Below are 14,442 nucleotides of genomic sequence, written 5' to 3'. Positions count from 1 at the left end.
CGCCGGGCGACGCTCAGCGCGGACGGTGCAGGTGGCGCAGCTCGGTGCGGGAGCTGACGCCGAGCTTGCGGTAGACGGTGCGGAGCTGGGTCTTGACCGTGTTGACGCTCACCCCGAGAGCGGCGGCGATCTCGCTGGTGCTCTCGCCGGCGGCGGCGTGCTCGGCGACGGCCCGCTCGCGACGGCTCAGCGCCGTCCCCGTCGCGCGCTCGAAGCCCTCGCTGACGATCGTGAGGCGCTCGGACACGTCCGCGGCACCCAGCTCATCGAAGAGCACCGCGACCTCGCTCCGGAGCTCGGCGGGGAGGAACGCGAACGGGTAGTAGTAGCGGTGAGCGTGAGCGATTCCCACCGCCTCGGACAGGAGCTCGGAGCGCTGCGCGGCGTCGCTCGTGGCGATCGCGGTCGCGATCAGCGATGTGACGAGCACGCGGGGTCGGGAGCGGTCCACGCCCAGCAGGGGGGCGGCGAGCTGCAGCGCGGCGCGCGATCGGCCGGCGCGCGCGAGCCGCGCCGCGTGGACGGCGGCGGGGAACTGGCGGAGGAAGTGGGCGGACGCCGTGGGGCGGTCCGTGGTGTCCGGCCGCCCGAGCTCCTCCGCTCGCGCCGAGAAGAGCAGCCGCGAGATCCGGATGTACGCGACGTTGACGGAGTCGGTCCTCTGGGCCTGCGGGAGATCGGCGACGAAGGTGTCCAGCTCGTTGCGGAGCATCCGCGCGGCGTGCGGGTCTCTGATCGCGGTCGCGCTGGTGAAGAAGTACGCCGCCCAGTGCAGCGACCTCGCGAAGCTGCCGACCCCGTCGAAGAAGTCCGCGGTGGAGGGGAGCAGCTGGGCGGTCCGGACCAGCGAGGTCGCGAAGCGCGCCTGGACCGAGAAGTCGGGCTCCCACCAGTCGCCGGGGCGCTCGGGAGGTCGCTTGTCGAGCCAGGTCTGCGCGCTGGCGATGCGGCCGTGGAGAGCGTGCAGGTAGGCGATCGCGCCGGCGGAGGCACGCTGCATCATCCTGTGCCCGACACTGGCCGCCCAGTCCCAGCTCTCGACGTAGTCGAGGACGGCGGCGTCGAGCTCGCCCGCGTGCTCGAGAGCGAGACCCCACTGGTAGTGGAACTCCGCCAGGGCCCCCGCGAGCGGCGAATCGGACTCGAGCGGCTGCCGGCGACGGAGCTCGTGCGCCGCCGTCACCAGGCGCACGACGTCCGCGCCCGCGCCGGCGAAGCGCGCGGCGGCGATCCGAGCGGTCAGGAGGGCGAGGCGGTCGATGGCGTCGCCCCGGGTCGCCTCGGTGAGGACCAGCCGGTACCCGGCGGAGAGGTCGGGGCCGCCGAGCATCCGCAGGACGTACTCCCGCCCGAACCGCAGCCGGGGATGGCCGTCCAGGATCGGATCGGGGAGCGTCTCAAGGACTGCGAGGAGCTCCCGAGGAGCGTCCTGCAGCAGCTCGACCCAGGAGCGGCCGAGGATCTCGACCACCGTGTCCCACTGCTCGGCGGAGGCGGCCGCTCGCAGGCGGTCCTTCGCGAGGAGGTCGACCGGTTCCATCGACCCAGTGTCACCCGAGGAGGGCTCAGCTGTCTCGCCCCCAAGGTGCCGGATGCAGGGAGATGCGGCACGGGGAGGCGCGGCAACGGACCGGACGATGCTGGAGCCGGCCGGCGCCGTGGAGCTACCCTGGCGGCGTGCGCTCGCGGACCCGCCGCGGACGCCGGAGACTCCGACCCTCCGCCCGACGCGATCACAACCGTCGACGCCCACGGCGCCTCCGCCCGAGACCCCGCGAACGGAGAAGCCCGTGGCCGACTTCAACGAGATGATCATCGACGAGTTCCGCGCGAACGGCGGCACCGTGACGACGGCCGGCTTCGGCCGCAGCCTCGTCCTCGTGCACCACGCCGGCGCCCGCTCGGGCGAGGAGCGCGTCGCCCCGCTGATGGCGATCCGCACCTCCGACGACGTCTGGCTGATCGCCGCCTCCGCCGCCGGCGCCCCGAAGCACCCCGCCTGGTTCCACAACCTCATCGCGCACCCCGACACCGAGATCGAGACCCCCGACGACGGCCTCGTGCCCGTGCGCGCCCGCGTCCTGGAGGGCGACGAGCGCGACGCCGGCTGGGCGCGCTTCACCTCCGCCTCCGACGGATTCAAGGACTACGAGCGCAGGACCACCCGCGTGATCCCCGTGGTCGAGCTCACCCGCCGCTGACGCTTCCCGCTCGGCCGCAGGGCACCGCCGACGGATCCGTGCCGAACCGGCGTCGCGCGCCTCAGCGGAACGGGACCGGCACCGCGTCCGGAGTCGACCAGCGCAGCGCGATCCGCTCGCGGAACCCGCCGCGGCGCAGCTCCGTCTCGAGCGCGTCGATGACGAGGGGGAGCAGCGTCCGCCGCTCCACGAGCACGTCGAGCACCATCGCGGCACCTTCGGTCACGAGCACCGACCCCACCTCGGGCACGACAGCGATCCACTGACGTGCGCTCACCTGCACGTTCCGATGCCCCCGGAGGCGCCGCAGCAGCTCGGAGGAGACACGCGCGTCGAGCGCAGACACATCGGCACGGAGGGCGATCATGCGCCCATGGTCGCCGCCCCCGGCGTCCCCGCGGTGAACGCCCGCCCCTCTCCCGATGTCCCGGAGCCGTCCTCCACGAGACACCCCTGGCAGCGAGGGAACCCCGGACCATCGAGGGGGCCCGCCGTACCGGGCGGCTCCGACGGTCCGGGGTTCCCTCACCCGGCCGCAGGGCAGCTCCGCGAACGACGAAGCCCCCGACCGGATGTCCGATCGGGGGCTGTCGTCTGCTTCTGAGAAGCACTGGTGCGCGAGGGGGGAGTTGAACCCCCACGCCCTTTCGGGCACACGGACCTGAACCGTGCGCGTCTGCCTATTCCGCCACTCGCGCTCACCACGGCACCGAAGCACCGACGAGAAAGACTAGCACCCCGGCGCGCCCAGCCCCGCATCTCCGGCTCGCAGAACCGCGTTCGGCTCGTCAGAACCCTCGATTCCCGAGAGCCGAACCGGTTTCCACGAGCCGAACAGGCCCCCGACCCCCGAGCACGTCCAGACCCGCCCGCCACCCACGCACACCCGAATCCACCCCGAGGAGCCCGCATCCAGAGCATCCCAGTAACATGCCCGTAGCCGTGCGCGGCACAGACCAGAGGGGCGCACCGACTCCCCGATCCGATCGTGACCGCCGCGAGGCGATGAACCGGAAGAAGACCGTGGGCATACTGGACAACTTCGAGAAGGGGCTCGAGCGCGTCGTCAACGGCGCTTTCGCGAAGACCTTCAAGTCGGGGCTGCAGCCGGTCGAGCTCGCGTCGGCTCTCCGGAGGGAGCTCGACACCACCGCCGCGATCGTCAGCCGCGACCGCATCCTCGTGCCGAACAGCCTCACCCTGCGCATGTCCACCGCCGACCTCGACCGCATGGAGCGGATGGGCTCGACCCTCATCGACGAGCTCACGACCGTCGCGACCGAGCACGCCAAGAAGCAGGGCTTCCGCTTCTCCGGCCCCATCGACATCTCCCTCGCCGCCGACGCCTCGCTCAGCGACGGGATGGTCGAGGTCGACTCCCGGAGCGTCAAGGGCACCGTCGCCTACTCCCCCGTCCTCGACATCGACGGCAAGCGCTACCCGCTCACCAAGTCGCGCACCGTGATCGGGCGCGGCAGCGACGCCGACATCACCGTCGACGACTCCGGCACCTCGCGCAAGCACGTCGAGATCCTCTGGGACGGCTCGCGCGCCCAGGTGCACGACCTCGGCTCGACCAACGGCTCCAAGCTCGACGGCAAGCCCGTCACCCAGGCCCCGCTCTCGCCCGAGCAGACCATCTCGATCGGACGCACGCGGATCGTCTTCCGCATCGTCCAGGGCGGCGCACCCGCGCGCGCCCCCCGCGCGTCCGGTCACGCCGGGCGCTCCTCCGACGGATTCTGGGACGACCGGCTATGAGCGAGCTCACCCTGTTCGTGCTGCGCATCGCGTTCCTCGCGCTGCTGTGGTTCTTCGTGTTCGGCATCGTCTACGCGCTGCGCTCCGACCTGTTCGGTCAGCGGGTGCGCAAGCTGCCCGCCGGCGCCGCTGCACCGGCCGGGCAGAGCGACGCGCCGTTCGTCACCGCGGCTCAGCCCGTCGTCGCTCCCGCCCAGCCGGCTCCGGCACCCGCTGCCCCCTCCGCGAGGCGCACCCGCGAGGCGCAGGCCGAGCGCACCGATTCCGGAGGCGTCGCGACGGTCCACACGGCGCAGCGCCTCGTGATCACCTCGGGCCCCAAGCGCGGCACCGAGCTCGAGCTCAACGGCGAGCCGCTCACGATCGGCCGCTCCTCCGAGTCGACCCTCGTGATCCGCGACGACTACACGTCGACCCATCACGCGCGCCTCCTGATCTGGAACGACGAGTGGATGATCCAGGATCTCGACTCGACCAACGGCACCTATCTCGACGGCCGCCGCGTGGGCGCGCCCACCAAGGTGCCGCTGAACACCCCCGTCAAGGTCGGCACGACGACCTTCGAGCTGCGGCGGTCGTAGGGCGTGTCTTCCACCCGTGAGGGCACCGCGGCCGACGGTGCGGTGCGCGAGAGCGCCGCCGTCTCGCACGTCGGCCGCATCCGCTCCAACAACCAGGACTCGGGCTACGCCGGGCGGCAGCTCTTCGTCGTCGCCGACGGCATGGGCGGTCACGCGGGAGGCGACGTCGCCTCCTCGATCGCCATCAAGCGCATCGCCGAGGCAGACCGGCGCTACGCCTCCACCTACGAGGCCGAAGCCGAGCTCAAGCGCACCCTCCTCGCCGCCAATACGATGCTGGCCGACGCCGTCGTCGACCACCCCGAGCTCACCGGCATGGGCACCACCGTCAGCGCGATCGTCCGCGTCGGCGAGTCCGTCGCCATCGCGCACATCGGCGACTCCAGGATCTACGTCCTCCGCGAGGGAAAGCTCGAGCAGGTCACCACCGACCACACCTTCGTGCAGCGCCTCGTCGACTCGGGCCGCATCACCGAGGAGGAGGCGATGACGCACCCCCGCCGCTCCGTCCTCATGCGGGTCCTCGGCGATGTGCACACCAACCCCGAGATCGACACGCTCACGCTCGAGACCGAGCCGAACGACCGCTGGCTGATCTGCTCCGACGGCCTCTCGGGCGTCGTCCCGCACGACGAGATCCAGAAGGAGCTCTCGCGCGACGAGTCGGCGCAGCAGGTCGCCGACCGCCTGATCCGCGACAGCCTCTCGCACGGGGCTCCCGACAACGTGACCGTCGTGATCCTCGACGTCCCCGGCGCGAACGACACCGCGCGGGTGCTCGAGCCGACTCCCGAGCCCGTGATCGTCGGGTCCGCCGCCGCGCCGACGCCCCTCAGCACCGACGACTCGCAGACCCGGATCCGCATCCCCGGTCTCCGCCTGCACACCCGCGCCCCCGCGGCGCAGGGCCCCACCCACTTCGAGCCCGCCTCCGAGGACTACCTCGACGAGCTCATCGAGGAGGACCGCCGGCGCCACCTCCGCCGGCGGATCACCTGGCTCGTCGGGCTCTCGCTGGTGCTGATCGCCGGATTCCTCGGCGTCCTGCTCGCCTACGACTGGACCCAGTCGCGCTTCTACGTCGGCACCGACGGCGACACCGTGATCATCTACCAGGGCATCCAGCAGTCGGTCGGCCCGCTCTCGCTCTCCTCGGTCAAGGAGGACACCGGGATCCCGGTCGACTCCCTCCGCGAGTACGACGTCGAGCAGCTCGAGCAGACCATCAGCGCCGACTCGTACGCGGGCGCGGTCGACATCGTCGAGCGCCTGACGGATGCGAACGGAGCACCGTGACCGCCGCCGCGACGACCGACGCTCCGAAGCGCGAGCGCCCCCGCTTCCTCAAGCAGCGCCTGCGCAACCTCGAGCTGCTCCTCCTGATCGGCGCGTGCCTGATCGACGCGTCCGCGATCCTCCTGGTGCAGCTCGGCGCCCTCGGAGCGATCGACACCACCCTCGTCTCGCTGGGCGCGGGGCTCTCGGCGCTGGTGCTGATCGTGCACGTGGTGCTGCGCTTCGCGGCTCCGGATGCGGATCCCTTCCTCCTCCCGATCGCCACGGTCCTCAACGGCCTCGGCGTGGCCGAGATCTACCGCATCGACATCGCCGACGGCGCGACAGGCTGGGAGTCGGTGGCCGTCCGCCAGATCATCTGGAGCGCCCTGGCGATCGTGGCGGCGATCACGGTGCTGCTCGTCATCCGCAATCACCGGATCCTGTTCCGCTACACCTACGTCGCGGGGTTCGCCGCGATCGTGCTGCTCCTGCTGCCGCTCCTGCCGTTCATCGGCAAGGAGGTCAGCGGCGCCCGCGTCTGGATCGGCATCGGCGACTTCTTCAGCTTCCAGCCCGGTGAGATCGCGAAGATCGCCCTCGCGGTCTTCTTCTCGGGCTACCTCGTGCGCAACCGCGACTCGCTCTCGATGGTCGGGAAGACCTTCCTCAAGATGCGCTTCCCGCGCCTGCGCGACCTCGGACCGATCCTCGTGGTCTGGGCCGTCTCGATGGCGGTCATCGTCTTCCAGCGCGACCTCGGCACGGCGCTGCTCTACTTCGGCCTGTTCCTGGTGATGCTCTACGTCGCCACGGGCCGCACCAGCTGGGTGCTGATCGGCGTCGGCCTCTTCCTCGGCGGCGCGATCCTCGCCAGTCAGACCCTCGGCTACGTCGGCAACCGCTTCGCCAACTGGCTCGACGCCTTCTCCTCCGACCGCTACGGCGCCGATCCAGGAGGCAGCTACCAGCTCGTGCAGGGCCTGTTCGGCCTCGCGCACGGCGGGCTCCTCGGCACCGGCCTCGGGCAGGGCATGCCCGACATCACTCCCGTGCCGCAGTCGGACTACATCATCGCCAGCCTCGGCGAGGAGCTCGGTCTCGCCGGTCTCTTCGCGATCTTCGGCCTCTACCTGCTCCTGGTGTCCCGCGGCTTCCGGATCGGCTTCGCCGGGCAGGACGACTTCGGCCGTCTGCTCGGCGTCGGGCTGTCGTTCGTCATCGCCCTGCAGTGCTTCATCGTGATCGGAGGCGTCACCCGCGTCATCCCGCTCACCGGCCTCACGACGCCGTTCCTCGCGGCCGGCGGCTCGTCCCTGGTCGCCAACTGGATGATCGTCGCCGTGCTGCTCCGCCTGTCCGACACAGTCCGCAATCAGCCCCGTCTGGTGGTGTGACCCGCGATGAATCGAGAACTCAAGCGCGTCAGCCTCGTCGTCCTGACGATGTTCGTCGCCCTCTTCCTGTCGACGACCACCATCCAGGTGCTGCAGGCCGACACCCTGTCCGAGGACTCCCGCAACACCCGCACCCTCTACGAGAGCTTCTCGACCGAGCGCGGCGCCATCCTCGTGGGCGGCCAGCCGATCGCCTCCTCGACGCCGTCCGACGACCTCTACAAGTTCCAGCGCCAGTACGCGAACGGGCCGCTCTACTCGGCCGTCACCGGCTACTTCACGCTCAACCAGGGCACCACCGGCATCGAGCGCTCGCTCAACGACTACCTGTCGGGCACCTCGAACTCGCAGTTCTTCGACGAGATCGACAACCTCGTCTCGGGGCAGGACCCGAAGGGCGCCTCCGTCGAGCTCTCGATCGACCCGGTCGCCCAGCAGGCGGCCTTCGACGCCCTCGGCGACGACACCGGAGCCGTCGTCGTGACCGAGCCGGCGACCGGCCGCATCCTCGCGATGGTCTCCAAGCCCACGTTCGACCCCTCCGCGCTGGCCTCGCACGACACCGACGACGTGCTCGCGGCCTACGCCGCCCTCAACGACGACGCGTCGGAGCCCCTCGTGAACCGCGCCATCGGCGGCTCGCTCAACCCGCCCGGCTCCGTCTTCAAGCTCGTCGTCGCCTCGGCCGCCCTCGAGTCGGGCCGGTTCACCCCCGACTCCAGCTTCCCCAACCTTCAGGCCTACACGCTGCCCGGCACGAGCACGCAGGTCACGAACTCCGGAGGCGGTCTCTGCGGTTCGGGAGACACCGTCACGCTCGCGACGGCCGTCTCGCTCTCGTGCAACGTGCCCATGGCCGAGATGGGCGTCCAGCTGGGCGCCGACGCCATCCGCGGGCAGGCCGAGAAGTTCGGCTTCGACACCGAGCTCGAGATCCCGATGTCGGTCGAGGCGAGCACCTACCCCGAGACGACGGACGACGCCCAGACCGCGCTCACCGCCTTCGGCCAGTACGAGGTGCGGGCGACTCCGCTGCAGATCGCCATGGTCTCGGCCGCGATCGCGAACGGCGGCGAGGTGATGCAGCCGAACCTGGTCGACGTCATCCGCTCGCAGGATCTCAGCGTGCTGCAGCAGTTCGAGGAGAAGTCCCTCGGGCGGGCCGTGAGCCAGCAGACGGCGGACGCCGTGAAGGCCATGATGGTCGCCAGCGTCGAGGGCGGTGCGGCGACGAATGCAACAATAGGGGGCGTCACAGTGGCCGGTAAGACCGGTACCGCCGAGAACGGCGGGGACGACCCGTACACCCTCTGGTTCACCGGATTCGCGCCTGCGGACGACCCGCAGTACGCCATCACCGTCCTCGTCGAGGACGGCGGGGGGCTCGGCCAGACCGGGTACGGCAACCTGATCGCCGCACCCATCGCACAACAGGTACTAGAGGCGGTGCTGAACAAATGAGACCCACTACAGGGCTCACCTTCGGGGGACGCTACGAGCTGCAGTCCCGGATCGCCATCGGCGGCATGGGAGAGGTGTGGCAGGCGACCGATCTCGTGATCGGCCGCACCATCGCGATCAAGATCCTGAAGGACGAGTACCTCGGCGACCCGGGCTTCCTCGAGCGCTTCCGCGCCGAGGCCCGCCACGCCGCACTGGTCAACCACGAGGGCATCGCCAACGTCTACGACTACGGCGAGGAGGACGGCTCCGCCTACCTCGTGATGGAGCTGGTGCCCGGAGAGGCGCTGTCGACCGTCCTCGAGCGCGAGCGGGTCCTCTCGACCGACAAGGTGCTCGACATCGTCGCGCAGACCGCGCTGGCGCTGCACGCCGCGCACGCCGCCGGGCTCGTCCACCGCGATGTGAAGCCGGGGAACCTGCTGATCACGCCCGACGGCCGGGTCAAGATCACCGACTTCGGCATCGCCCGCATCGCCGACCAGGTCCCGCTGACGGCGACCGGCCAGGTGATGGGCACGGTTCAGTACCTGTCCCCGGAGCAGGCGAGCGGCCAGCCCGCCTCCCCCGCCACCGACATCTACTCGCTGGGCATCGTCGCGTACGAGTGCCTGGCCGGGCGCCGCCCCTTCACGGGCGAGTCGCAGGTCGCCATCGCGATGGCCCAGATCAACGACACCCCGCCCGAGCTGCCGGTCACGGTCGCCGAGCCGGTGCGCAACCTCGTCTACTCCTGCATCGCCAAGAAGCCGGCCGACCGCCCCGCGACCGCGGCCCACCTCGCGCGGGCCGCGCAGGCCCTCCGCTCGGGCGACGTGCGGGGCGCCGCCGTCGCCGTGCCCGCCGTGCTCGGAGACCTGCCGTCCACGCAGGCGACCACGGTGCTCCCGTCGGCGGGCGGCACCACCCAGGCGACGACCGTGCTCCCCTCGAACGCGACGACGGCGATGGGCGCGGGCGCTCTCGGCGCCGGAGCCCTCGCCGGAATCGACGAGCCGCAGGACGTCGTCGACGAGCCGCGCAAGCGCAGCCCGTGGACCTGGCCCCTCATCGCCCTGATCGTCATCCTCGCGGTGGTGATCGCCGGCACGATCTTCGCGTTGACCACCGGTGAGAGCACCGAGGCCCAGCCGACGCCGACCGTCTCGCAGACCCCCGTCCCGTCCGAGACGCCGACGCCCACTCCGACTCCGACGCCCACTCCCACCGCGAGCACCGTCGTCATCACCGAGAGCGACTACGTCGGCCGTCCGTTCGACGAGGTCGAGGCCGAGCTCGAGGCCCTGGGCATGGGAGTCTCGAGCGCCGACGGTCCGAGCGCCCCCGCGGAGGATCAGGTGGGACTCGTCCAGAAGGTCAACCCGACCGCCAACGTCCCGAAGGGGACGACCATCACGGTCACGGTCTACACCGCCGTCGCCACCCCCGACGCCCCGACCGCCGTCCCGACGGTGACTCCGGCGGCCGCGAGCATCGACGCGGGCGACACCTTCAACGTCACCTGGAGCAACTACAACCAGTGCCCGAGCGGCACCTCGGTGACCGGCTACCGCGTCACCGCGACCGGTGAGGGCGCCGCGGTCACGAGCACCAACCCCTCGAACTCGACCACCGCCGCCATCCAGGCCGGCCCCGCCGCGGGCACCATCGACGTCACCTACACCGTGATCTGCGGCGAGACGGAGTCGGCCGCCTCGCCGACCCTCACCGTCACCGTCGTCGCTCCCGCCCCCACCCCGACGCCGTCGGCCACGTCGAGCACTCCCACCTCGACCGGCACCCCCGACGAGTAGCCGGCGGCATGCCGCCCGAGCAACGGGCGACCACCATGCCGCCCGAGCAACGGGCGACAAGCATGCTGGTCGAGTAGCCCGCGCAGCGGGCGTATCGAGACCCACCTCCCTCCTGGACCCCGCCCTGCACCACTCCCCCGCCGCGCCCCCGGCGGATCCGCCGGGCCCCGAATGTACACTTGCCGTGGCTCCCCGGGGGGGTCGGGCCGAACGGATGGACAGGGGAGCGTGCGCGTGACGGATGAGGGTCGCCTGATCGCTGGTCGCTACCAGGTCGGGCCCCGGCTCGGTCGCGGCGGGATGTCCGAGGTCTACCTCGGCACCGACACGCGTCTCGGCCGCACGGTCGCGATCAAGGAGCTGAAGCTCTCGCTCTCGTCCGACTCCGCGTTCCGGCTGCGGTTCCGCCAGGAGGCGCAGGCCGCGTCGCGCATGTCGCATCCGACCATCGTCCGGGTCTTCGACGCCGGCGAAGAGGTGACGATCGACGACAACGGCTCCGAGAGCCGCCGTCCGTTCATCGTGATGGAGCACATCGAGGGCCGCCTGCTCAAGGACATCATCGCGGAGGGTCCGGTGGATCTCGACGAGGCAGTCCGCATCACCGAGGGCATCCTCACCGCCCTCGAGTACTCGCACCGCGCCGGAGTCGTGCACCGCGACATCAAGCCCGGCAACATCATGATCACTCCGTCGGGGCAGGTGAAGGTGATGGACTTCGGCATCGCCCGCGCCGTCTCCGACTCGGCCGCGACCGTCGCGCAGACGACCGCCATCCTGGGCACCGCGGCCTACTTCTCCCCCGAGCAGGCGAAGGGCGAGCAGGTCGACGCCCGCAGCGACCTGTACTCGGCGGGCATCGTCCTCTTCGAGCTCCTCACCGGCCGCGCACCGTTCCGCGGAGACACTCCGGTCGCCGTCGCCTACCAGCACGTCAGCGAGACCCCGCCCGCCCCCAGCTCGATCAACCCCGCGGTCACGCCCGCGCTCGACGCCGTCGTCGCGCGCGCGCTGTCGAAGGACCGCTACGAGCGGTTCCAGGGTGCCGCCGAGTTCCGCGACGACCTGGCCGACGCCGCGGCGGGCCGCCTGCCCGACCACCGTCCGATCGACGAGCTGACCACCTCGCTCTTCGCGGCGCGCAGCCAGGGTGGGATGAACGACTCCGAGCTCGCCCTGCGCCAGCTCGCCGAGGACAACTCGATCGTGCGCACGCAGCGCCGGCCGCCGGTGCTCTGGATCTGGTCGTCGATCGTCGTGCTCGCCGTCATCGTGGCCGCGCTCGTGATCTGGGTGCTCACGCTCCAGCCGACGACGACCCTCCCGTCGCAGTCGCGCGAGGTCCCGGCGCTCGTCGACACCAGCTACGACAGCGCTCAGTCGACGCTCACGGCACTCGACCTCGTGCCCAGCCAGCTCACCGAGTACAGCGACTCGGTGCCCGCGGGCGAGGTGACGCGCACCGACCCCGGCTCGGGGACGATCGTCGCCCCCGACACCGTCATCCGCGTCTACGTGTCGCAGGGCCCCCAGCCCGTGGCCGTCCCCGGCACGGCGGGGACCGCGCTCAGCGACGCGATCGCCACGCTGACCGGAGTCGGTCTCGTCGAGGGCTCGCAGACCCGGCAGAACTCGCCGACGGTGCCCGCTGACATCGTGATCTCGACCACTCCGAGCGCCGGGCAGGAGGCGGCCCCCGGATCGCCCGTCGACCTGGTCGTCTCCTCCGGCTCCGTGACCCTGCCCGACCTGGTCGGCCAGTCGTTGAGCAGCGCGCTGGCGACCCTCGAGGGCGAGCAGCTGCAGCTCGAGGGCGTCGAGGCGCCCGACGAGACCTGCGACTCGGTGCGCGCGAATCCGCCCATCACGTCCCAGTCGCTCCCGCCGGGAGACGTGCCGCAGGGCTCGACGATCACTCTCGGGTACTGCGCGGGCTGACCGCCCGCTGCCGGCCGAGGGTCGTCAGGCGCGTCGGACGGTGCCGGCGGGGCTCGTCAGGCGCGTCGTGCGTCCGAGAGAGCCGGCGCCAGGCGCAGCACGTTGTCGTGCGCCACGGACTCGCCGGGCAGCGCGGCGCGGCTGCGGATGTCGCTCGGGGTCATGCCCTCGCGGCGCTTCAGCGCCCTCCGCAGGTGATCGGCCGACGAGAAACCCGAGGCCCCCGCGATCGTCTCGAGCGAGATCTCGCGGGGCCGACGGCGCAGCAGCTCGACCGCACTCGCCACCCGTGCGCGCTCGATCTCGCTCGCCACGGTGGTACCCGCGTCCTCGAACAGCCGCTGGAGCGAGCGCGTCGACACGTTGACGGCGTCGGCCACCGCCTCCGGGGTGCAGCGCGGGGTGCGGTGCGTCCGATCGATGACGGTCCGCGCGCGCCCGAGGGTCGCCGCGCGGACGCTGGTCGTGCCCGGCTGCGTGCCGACGGCCGTGAGGTAGGCGCTCACCAGCATCTGCTTCACGACGTGCGCGAAGCCGCCGATCTCCGATTCGCTCGGGAGTCCGGCTCCCGCATCGGCGGCCATTGCGAAGGCGGTCGTGAAGGCGAAGGCCGCCCGGGTCGAGCGCGCATCGGGATCGAGCGCGTACAGGCCCGACTCCGTGTCGAAGCCGTAGCGGCGCATCTCCTCGCGGCGGATCGAGAGCTGCAGCAGGGTGACCGGAGTGGTCGCCTCCGTCGTGAAGGTCGTCGCTCCGGGCTGGTACGAGATGGATCCCGGGCGCAGGAGCACCGTCCGCTCCGGTGCGACCATCCGCACGAAGCCGTCGATGAGGAACACGAAGTTCAGCACGGACGTGTCATCGGCGCCCCAGGTGCCGCGCAGGATCCGCAGCGGCGAGACCGAGACGACCGTCGCGCTGAGCTCGCTCGAGGCGAAGCCCGATCCGCTCATGCGCGGGACGGTACCCGGCTTGACGACGATCCTCGGACCGAGAGTCTCGAGCTCCCGTAATCCCGAGTACGACCAGGAAATCGAGTCCACCATGTGATCTCCCGAAAAGTCTGTGTATGCGGTCAGCCCCCTGCCGACGCCCTCTGATTATGCAGGGAGAGAGCGCTCTCCTCTCCGCCACATGTCCGTCAGATCGCGACACCAGCTTGGGGGGCATCATGACGGTTCGGATGTGTGCGGCCGCGATTCGACGCTGATTCGGACCCTGATGCCCACCACCCATAGCGCTCCGGTGGCGAGATCCGCATCAACCCTGACGCAGATATCCTACCCCCGTTCGAGTCACGTGGCGCAAGCGATCGACTCGACCTGCTGGTCGCGAATAGCCGGGCGATGAGAATCGCGTTCGCACCGGAATCGTCCCGCGATGAGCAGAACCGCTCGATGTGGATCCCCTCCAGCGCGAGTGGCCTCAATGCGTCGACTCAGACCGCGGAGACCTCGGCGAGCCAGTTGCCGAGCAGCAGTCGGCCGCCCTCCGAGAGCACCGACTCGGGGTGGAACTGCACGCCGACCACCGGCGCCGTCCGATGCCGGAGTCCCATCACGACCCCGTCGGCGGTGGCAGCGGTCACCTCGAGCTCGGCGGGCAGAGACGATCGCTCGACCGCGAGCGAGTGGTACCGCATCGCCGAGAACCCGGAGGCCATGCCCGCGAAGAGCGGATCGCCCTGGTGCAGGACGGCCGACGTGCGGCCGTGGAACAGCTCCGGTGCCTCCGACACGGTGCCACCGAGCGCGTGCGCGATGACCTGGTGACCGAGGCAGACGCCGAGCAGCGGACGACCCCGCTCCACAGCGTGGTGCACGAGGCCCACCGAGCCGGCGACGTCGCCGGGTCTCCCCGGCCCCGGCGACAGGAGCACCGCGTCGACCCGCTCGGCACGCACGGCGTCGCCCGGTGCGAGGTCGGCCGCCTCCACGACCTCGACCTCGGCGCCCAGCTCGCGCAGGTATGCGACCAGCGTGAAGACGAAGCTGTCGTAGTGGTCGACCACGAGGATCCGGGTCATCCCGCTCGC

General features: G+C 71.1%; 12 protein-coding genes and 1 tRNA gene. 8 read left to right on the top strand and 5 right to left on the bottom strand.

Annotation, left to right across the window (positions count from 1 at the left end; translation table 11 throughout):
- Nucleotides 1-13: 13 nt before the first annotated feature.
- Nucleotides 14-1,540 carry a helix-turn-helix transcriptional regulator gene (locus GRS96_RS02900; protein WP_159987678.1) on the bottom strand — a complete coding sequence of 509 codons (1,527 nt, stop codon included), beginning with the start codon at nt 1,538-1,540 and terminating at the stop codon, nt 14-16.
- A gap of 250 nt (nt 1,541-1,790) precedes the next feature.
- Between GRS96_RS02900 and GRS96_RS02895 the strand changes: the two genes are divergently transcribed.
- Nucleotides 1,791-2,201, top strand: a complete 411-nt coding sequence (locus GRS96_RS02895; protein WP_204162020.1) for a nitroreductase/quinone reductase family protein — start codon at nt 1,791-1,793, stop codon at nt 2,199-2,201.
- A 61-nt stretch (nt 2,202-2,262) separates the two neighbouring features.
- Here GRS96_RS02895 and GRS96_RS02890 read toward each other — a convergent pair whose 3' ends face one another.
- The gene (locus tag GRS96_RS02890) at nt 2,263-2,568 is read right to left on the bottom strand and encodes a hypothetical protein (RefSeq protein WP_159987677.1); all 306 of its coding nucleotides are present in this window, start codon (nt 2,566-2,568) and stop codon (nt 2,263-2,265) included.
- A 244-nt stretch (nt 2,569-2,812) separates the two neighbouring features.
- Nucleotides 2,813-2,899, bottom strand: a tRNA-Leu gene (locus GRS96_RS02885).
- Nucleotides 2,900-3,224: 325 nt separating this feature from the next.
- Between GRS96_RS02885 and GRS96_RS02880 the strand changes: the two genes are divergently transcribed.
- The 7 genes from GRS96_RS02880 to pknB all read left to right on the top strand — a co-directional run bounded on the left by GRS96_RS02880 (nt 3,225) and on the right by pknB (nt 12,407).
- The gene (locus tag GRS96_RS02880; RefSeq protein ID WP_159987676.1) at nt 3,225-3,962 is read left to right on the top strand and encodes an FhaA domain-containing protein; all 738 of its coding nucleotides are present in this window, start codon (nt 3,225-3,227) and stop codon (nt 3,960-3,962) included.
- The gene (locus tag GRS96_RS02875; protein ID WP_159856053.1) at nt 3,959-4,543 is read left to right on the top strand and encodes an FHA domain-containing protein FhaB/FipA; all 585 of its coding nucleotides are present in this window, start codon (nt 3,959-3,961) and stop codon (nt 4,541-4,543) included. The genes GRS96_RS02880 and GRS96_RS02875 overlap by 4 nt, the downstream gene beginning before the upstream one ends.
- Before the next feature lie 3 nt (nt 4,544-4,546).
- Nucleotides 4,547-5,839 carry a Stp1/IreP family PP2C-type Ser/Thr phosphatase gene (locus tag GRS96_RS02870; RefSeq protein WP_235021934.1) on the top strand — a complete coding sequence of 431 codons (1,293 nt, stop codon included), beginning with the start codon at nt 4,547-4,549 and terminating at the stop codon, nt 5,837-5,839.
- Complete coding sequence (locus tag GRS96_RS02865) at nt 5,836-7,215, top strand: FtsW/RodA/SpoVE family cell cycle protein (RefSeq protein ID WP_159856055.1); 1,380 nt, start codon at nt 5,836-5,838, stop codon at nt 7,213-7,215. Before GRS96_RS02870 ends, GRS96_RS02865 begins: the two co-directional genes overlap by 4 nt.
- A gap of 6 nt (nt 7,216-7,221) precedes the next feature.
- The gene (locus GRS96_RS02860) at nt 7,222-8,676 is read left to right on the top strand and encodes a peptidoglycan D,D-transpeptidase FtsI family protein (RefSeq protein WP_159856064.1); all 1,455 of its coding nucleotides are present in this window, start codon (nt 7,222-7,224) and stop codon (nt 8,674-8,676) included.
- On the top strand, nt 8,673-10,469 hold the full coding sequence (locus GRS96_RS02855) for a protein kinase domain-containing protein (protein WP_159856066.1): 1,797 nt from the start codon (nt 8,673-8,675) through the stop codon (nt 10,467-10,469). The genes GRS96_RS02860 and GRS96_RS02855 overlap by 4 nt, the downstream gene beginning before the upstream one ends.
- Nucleotides 10,470-10,703: 234 nt before the next feature.
- Nucleotides 10,704-12,407: a Stk1 family PASTA domain-containing Ser/Thr kinase gene (gene pknB, locus GRS96_RS02850; protein WP_236553548.1), complete on the top strand. Its 1,704-nt coding sequence runs from the start codon at nt 10,704-10,706 to the stop codon at nt 12,405-12,407.
- Between the two features lie 56 nt (nt 12,408-12,463).
- Here pknB and GRS96_RS02845 read toward each other — a convergent pair whose 3' ends face one another.
- Entirely contained in the window at nt 12,464-13,360 is an 897-nt protein-coding gene (locus tag GRS96_RS02845; RefSeq protein WP_159856068.1) for a helix-turn-helix domain-containing protein, read from the bottom strand.
- 485 nt (nt 13,361-13,845) lie between these two features.
- Nucleotides 13,846-14,433, bottom strand: a complete 588-nt coding sequence (locus GRS96_RS02840) for an anthranilate synthase component II (RefSeq protein WP_159856069.1) — start codon at nt 14,431-14,433, stop codon at nt 13,846-13,848.
- Nucleotides 14,434-14,442: the final 9 nt, after the last annotated feature.

The sequence above is a fragment of the Rathayibacter sp. VKM Ac-2803 genome, from assembly GCF_009807175.1.
GTDB lineage: Bacteria > Actinomycetota > Actinomycetes > Actinomycetales > Microbacteriaceae > Rathayibacter.
Note: the sequence above shows the minus strand (reverse complement) of the source record. Positions and strands in the feature narration are given on the sequence as shown.

Bases quoted from the DNA above. Each gene is read 5' to 3' on its own strand.
- GRS96_RS02900 (WP_159987678.1), bottom strand. From the start codon at position 1,540: ATGGAACCGGTCGACCTCCTCGCGAAGGACCGCCTGCGAGCGGCCGCC.
- GRS96_RS02890 (WP_159987677.1), bottom strand. From the start codon at position 2,568: ATGATCGCCCTCCGTGCCGATGTGTCTGCGCTCGACGCGCGTGTCTCC.
- GRS96_RS02875 (WP_159856053.1), top strand. From the start codon at position 3,959: ATGAGCGAGCTCACCCTGTTCGTGCTGCGCATCGCGTTCCTCGCGCTG.
- GRS96_RS02860 (WP_159856064.1), top strand. From the start codon at position 7,222: ATGAATCGAGAACTCAAGCGCGTCAGCCTCGTCGTCCTGACGATGTTC.
- GRS96_RS02855 (WP_159856066.1), top strand. From the start codon at position 8,673: ATGAGACCCACTACAGGGCTCACCTTCGGGGGACGCTACGAGCTGCAG.
- GRS96_RS02845 (WP_159856068.1), bottom strand. From the start codon at position 13,360: ATGAGCGGATCGGGCTTCGCCTCGAGCGAGCTCAGCGCGACGGTCGTC.
- GRS96_RS02840 (WP_159856069.1), bottom strand. From the start codon at position 14,433: ATGACCCGGATCCTCGTGGTCGACCACTACGACAGCTTCGTCTTCACG.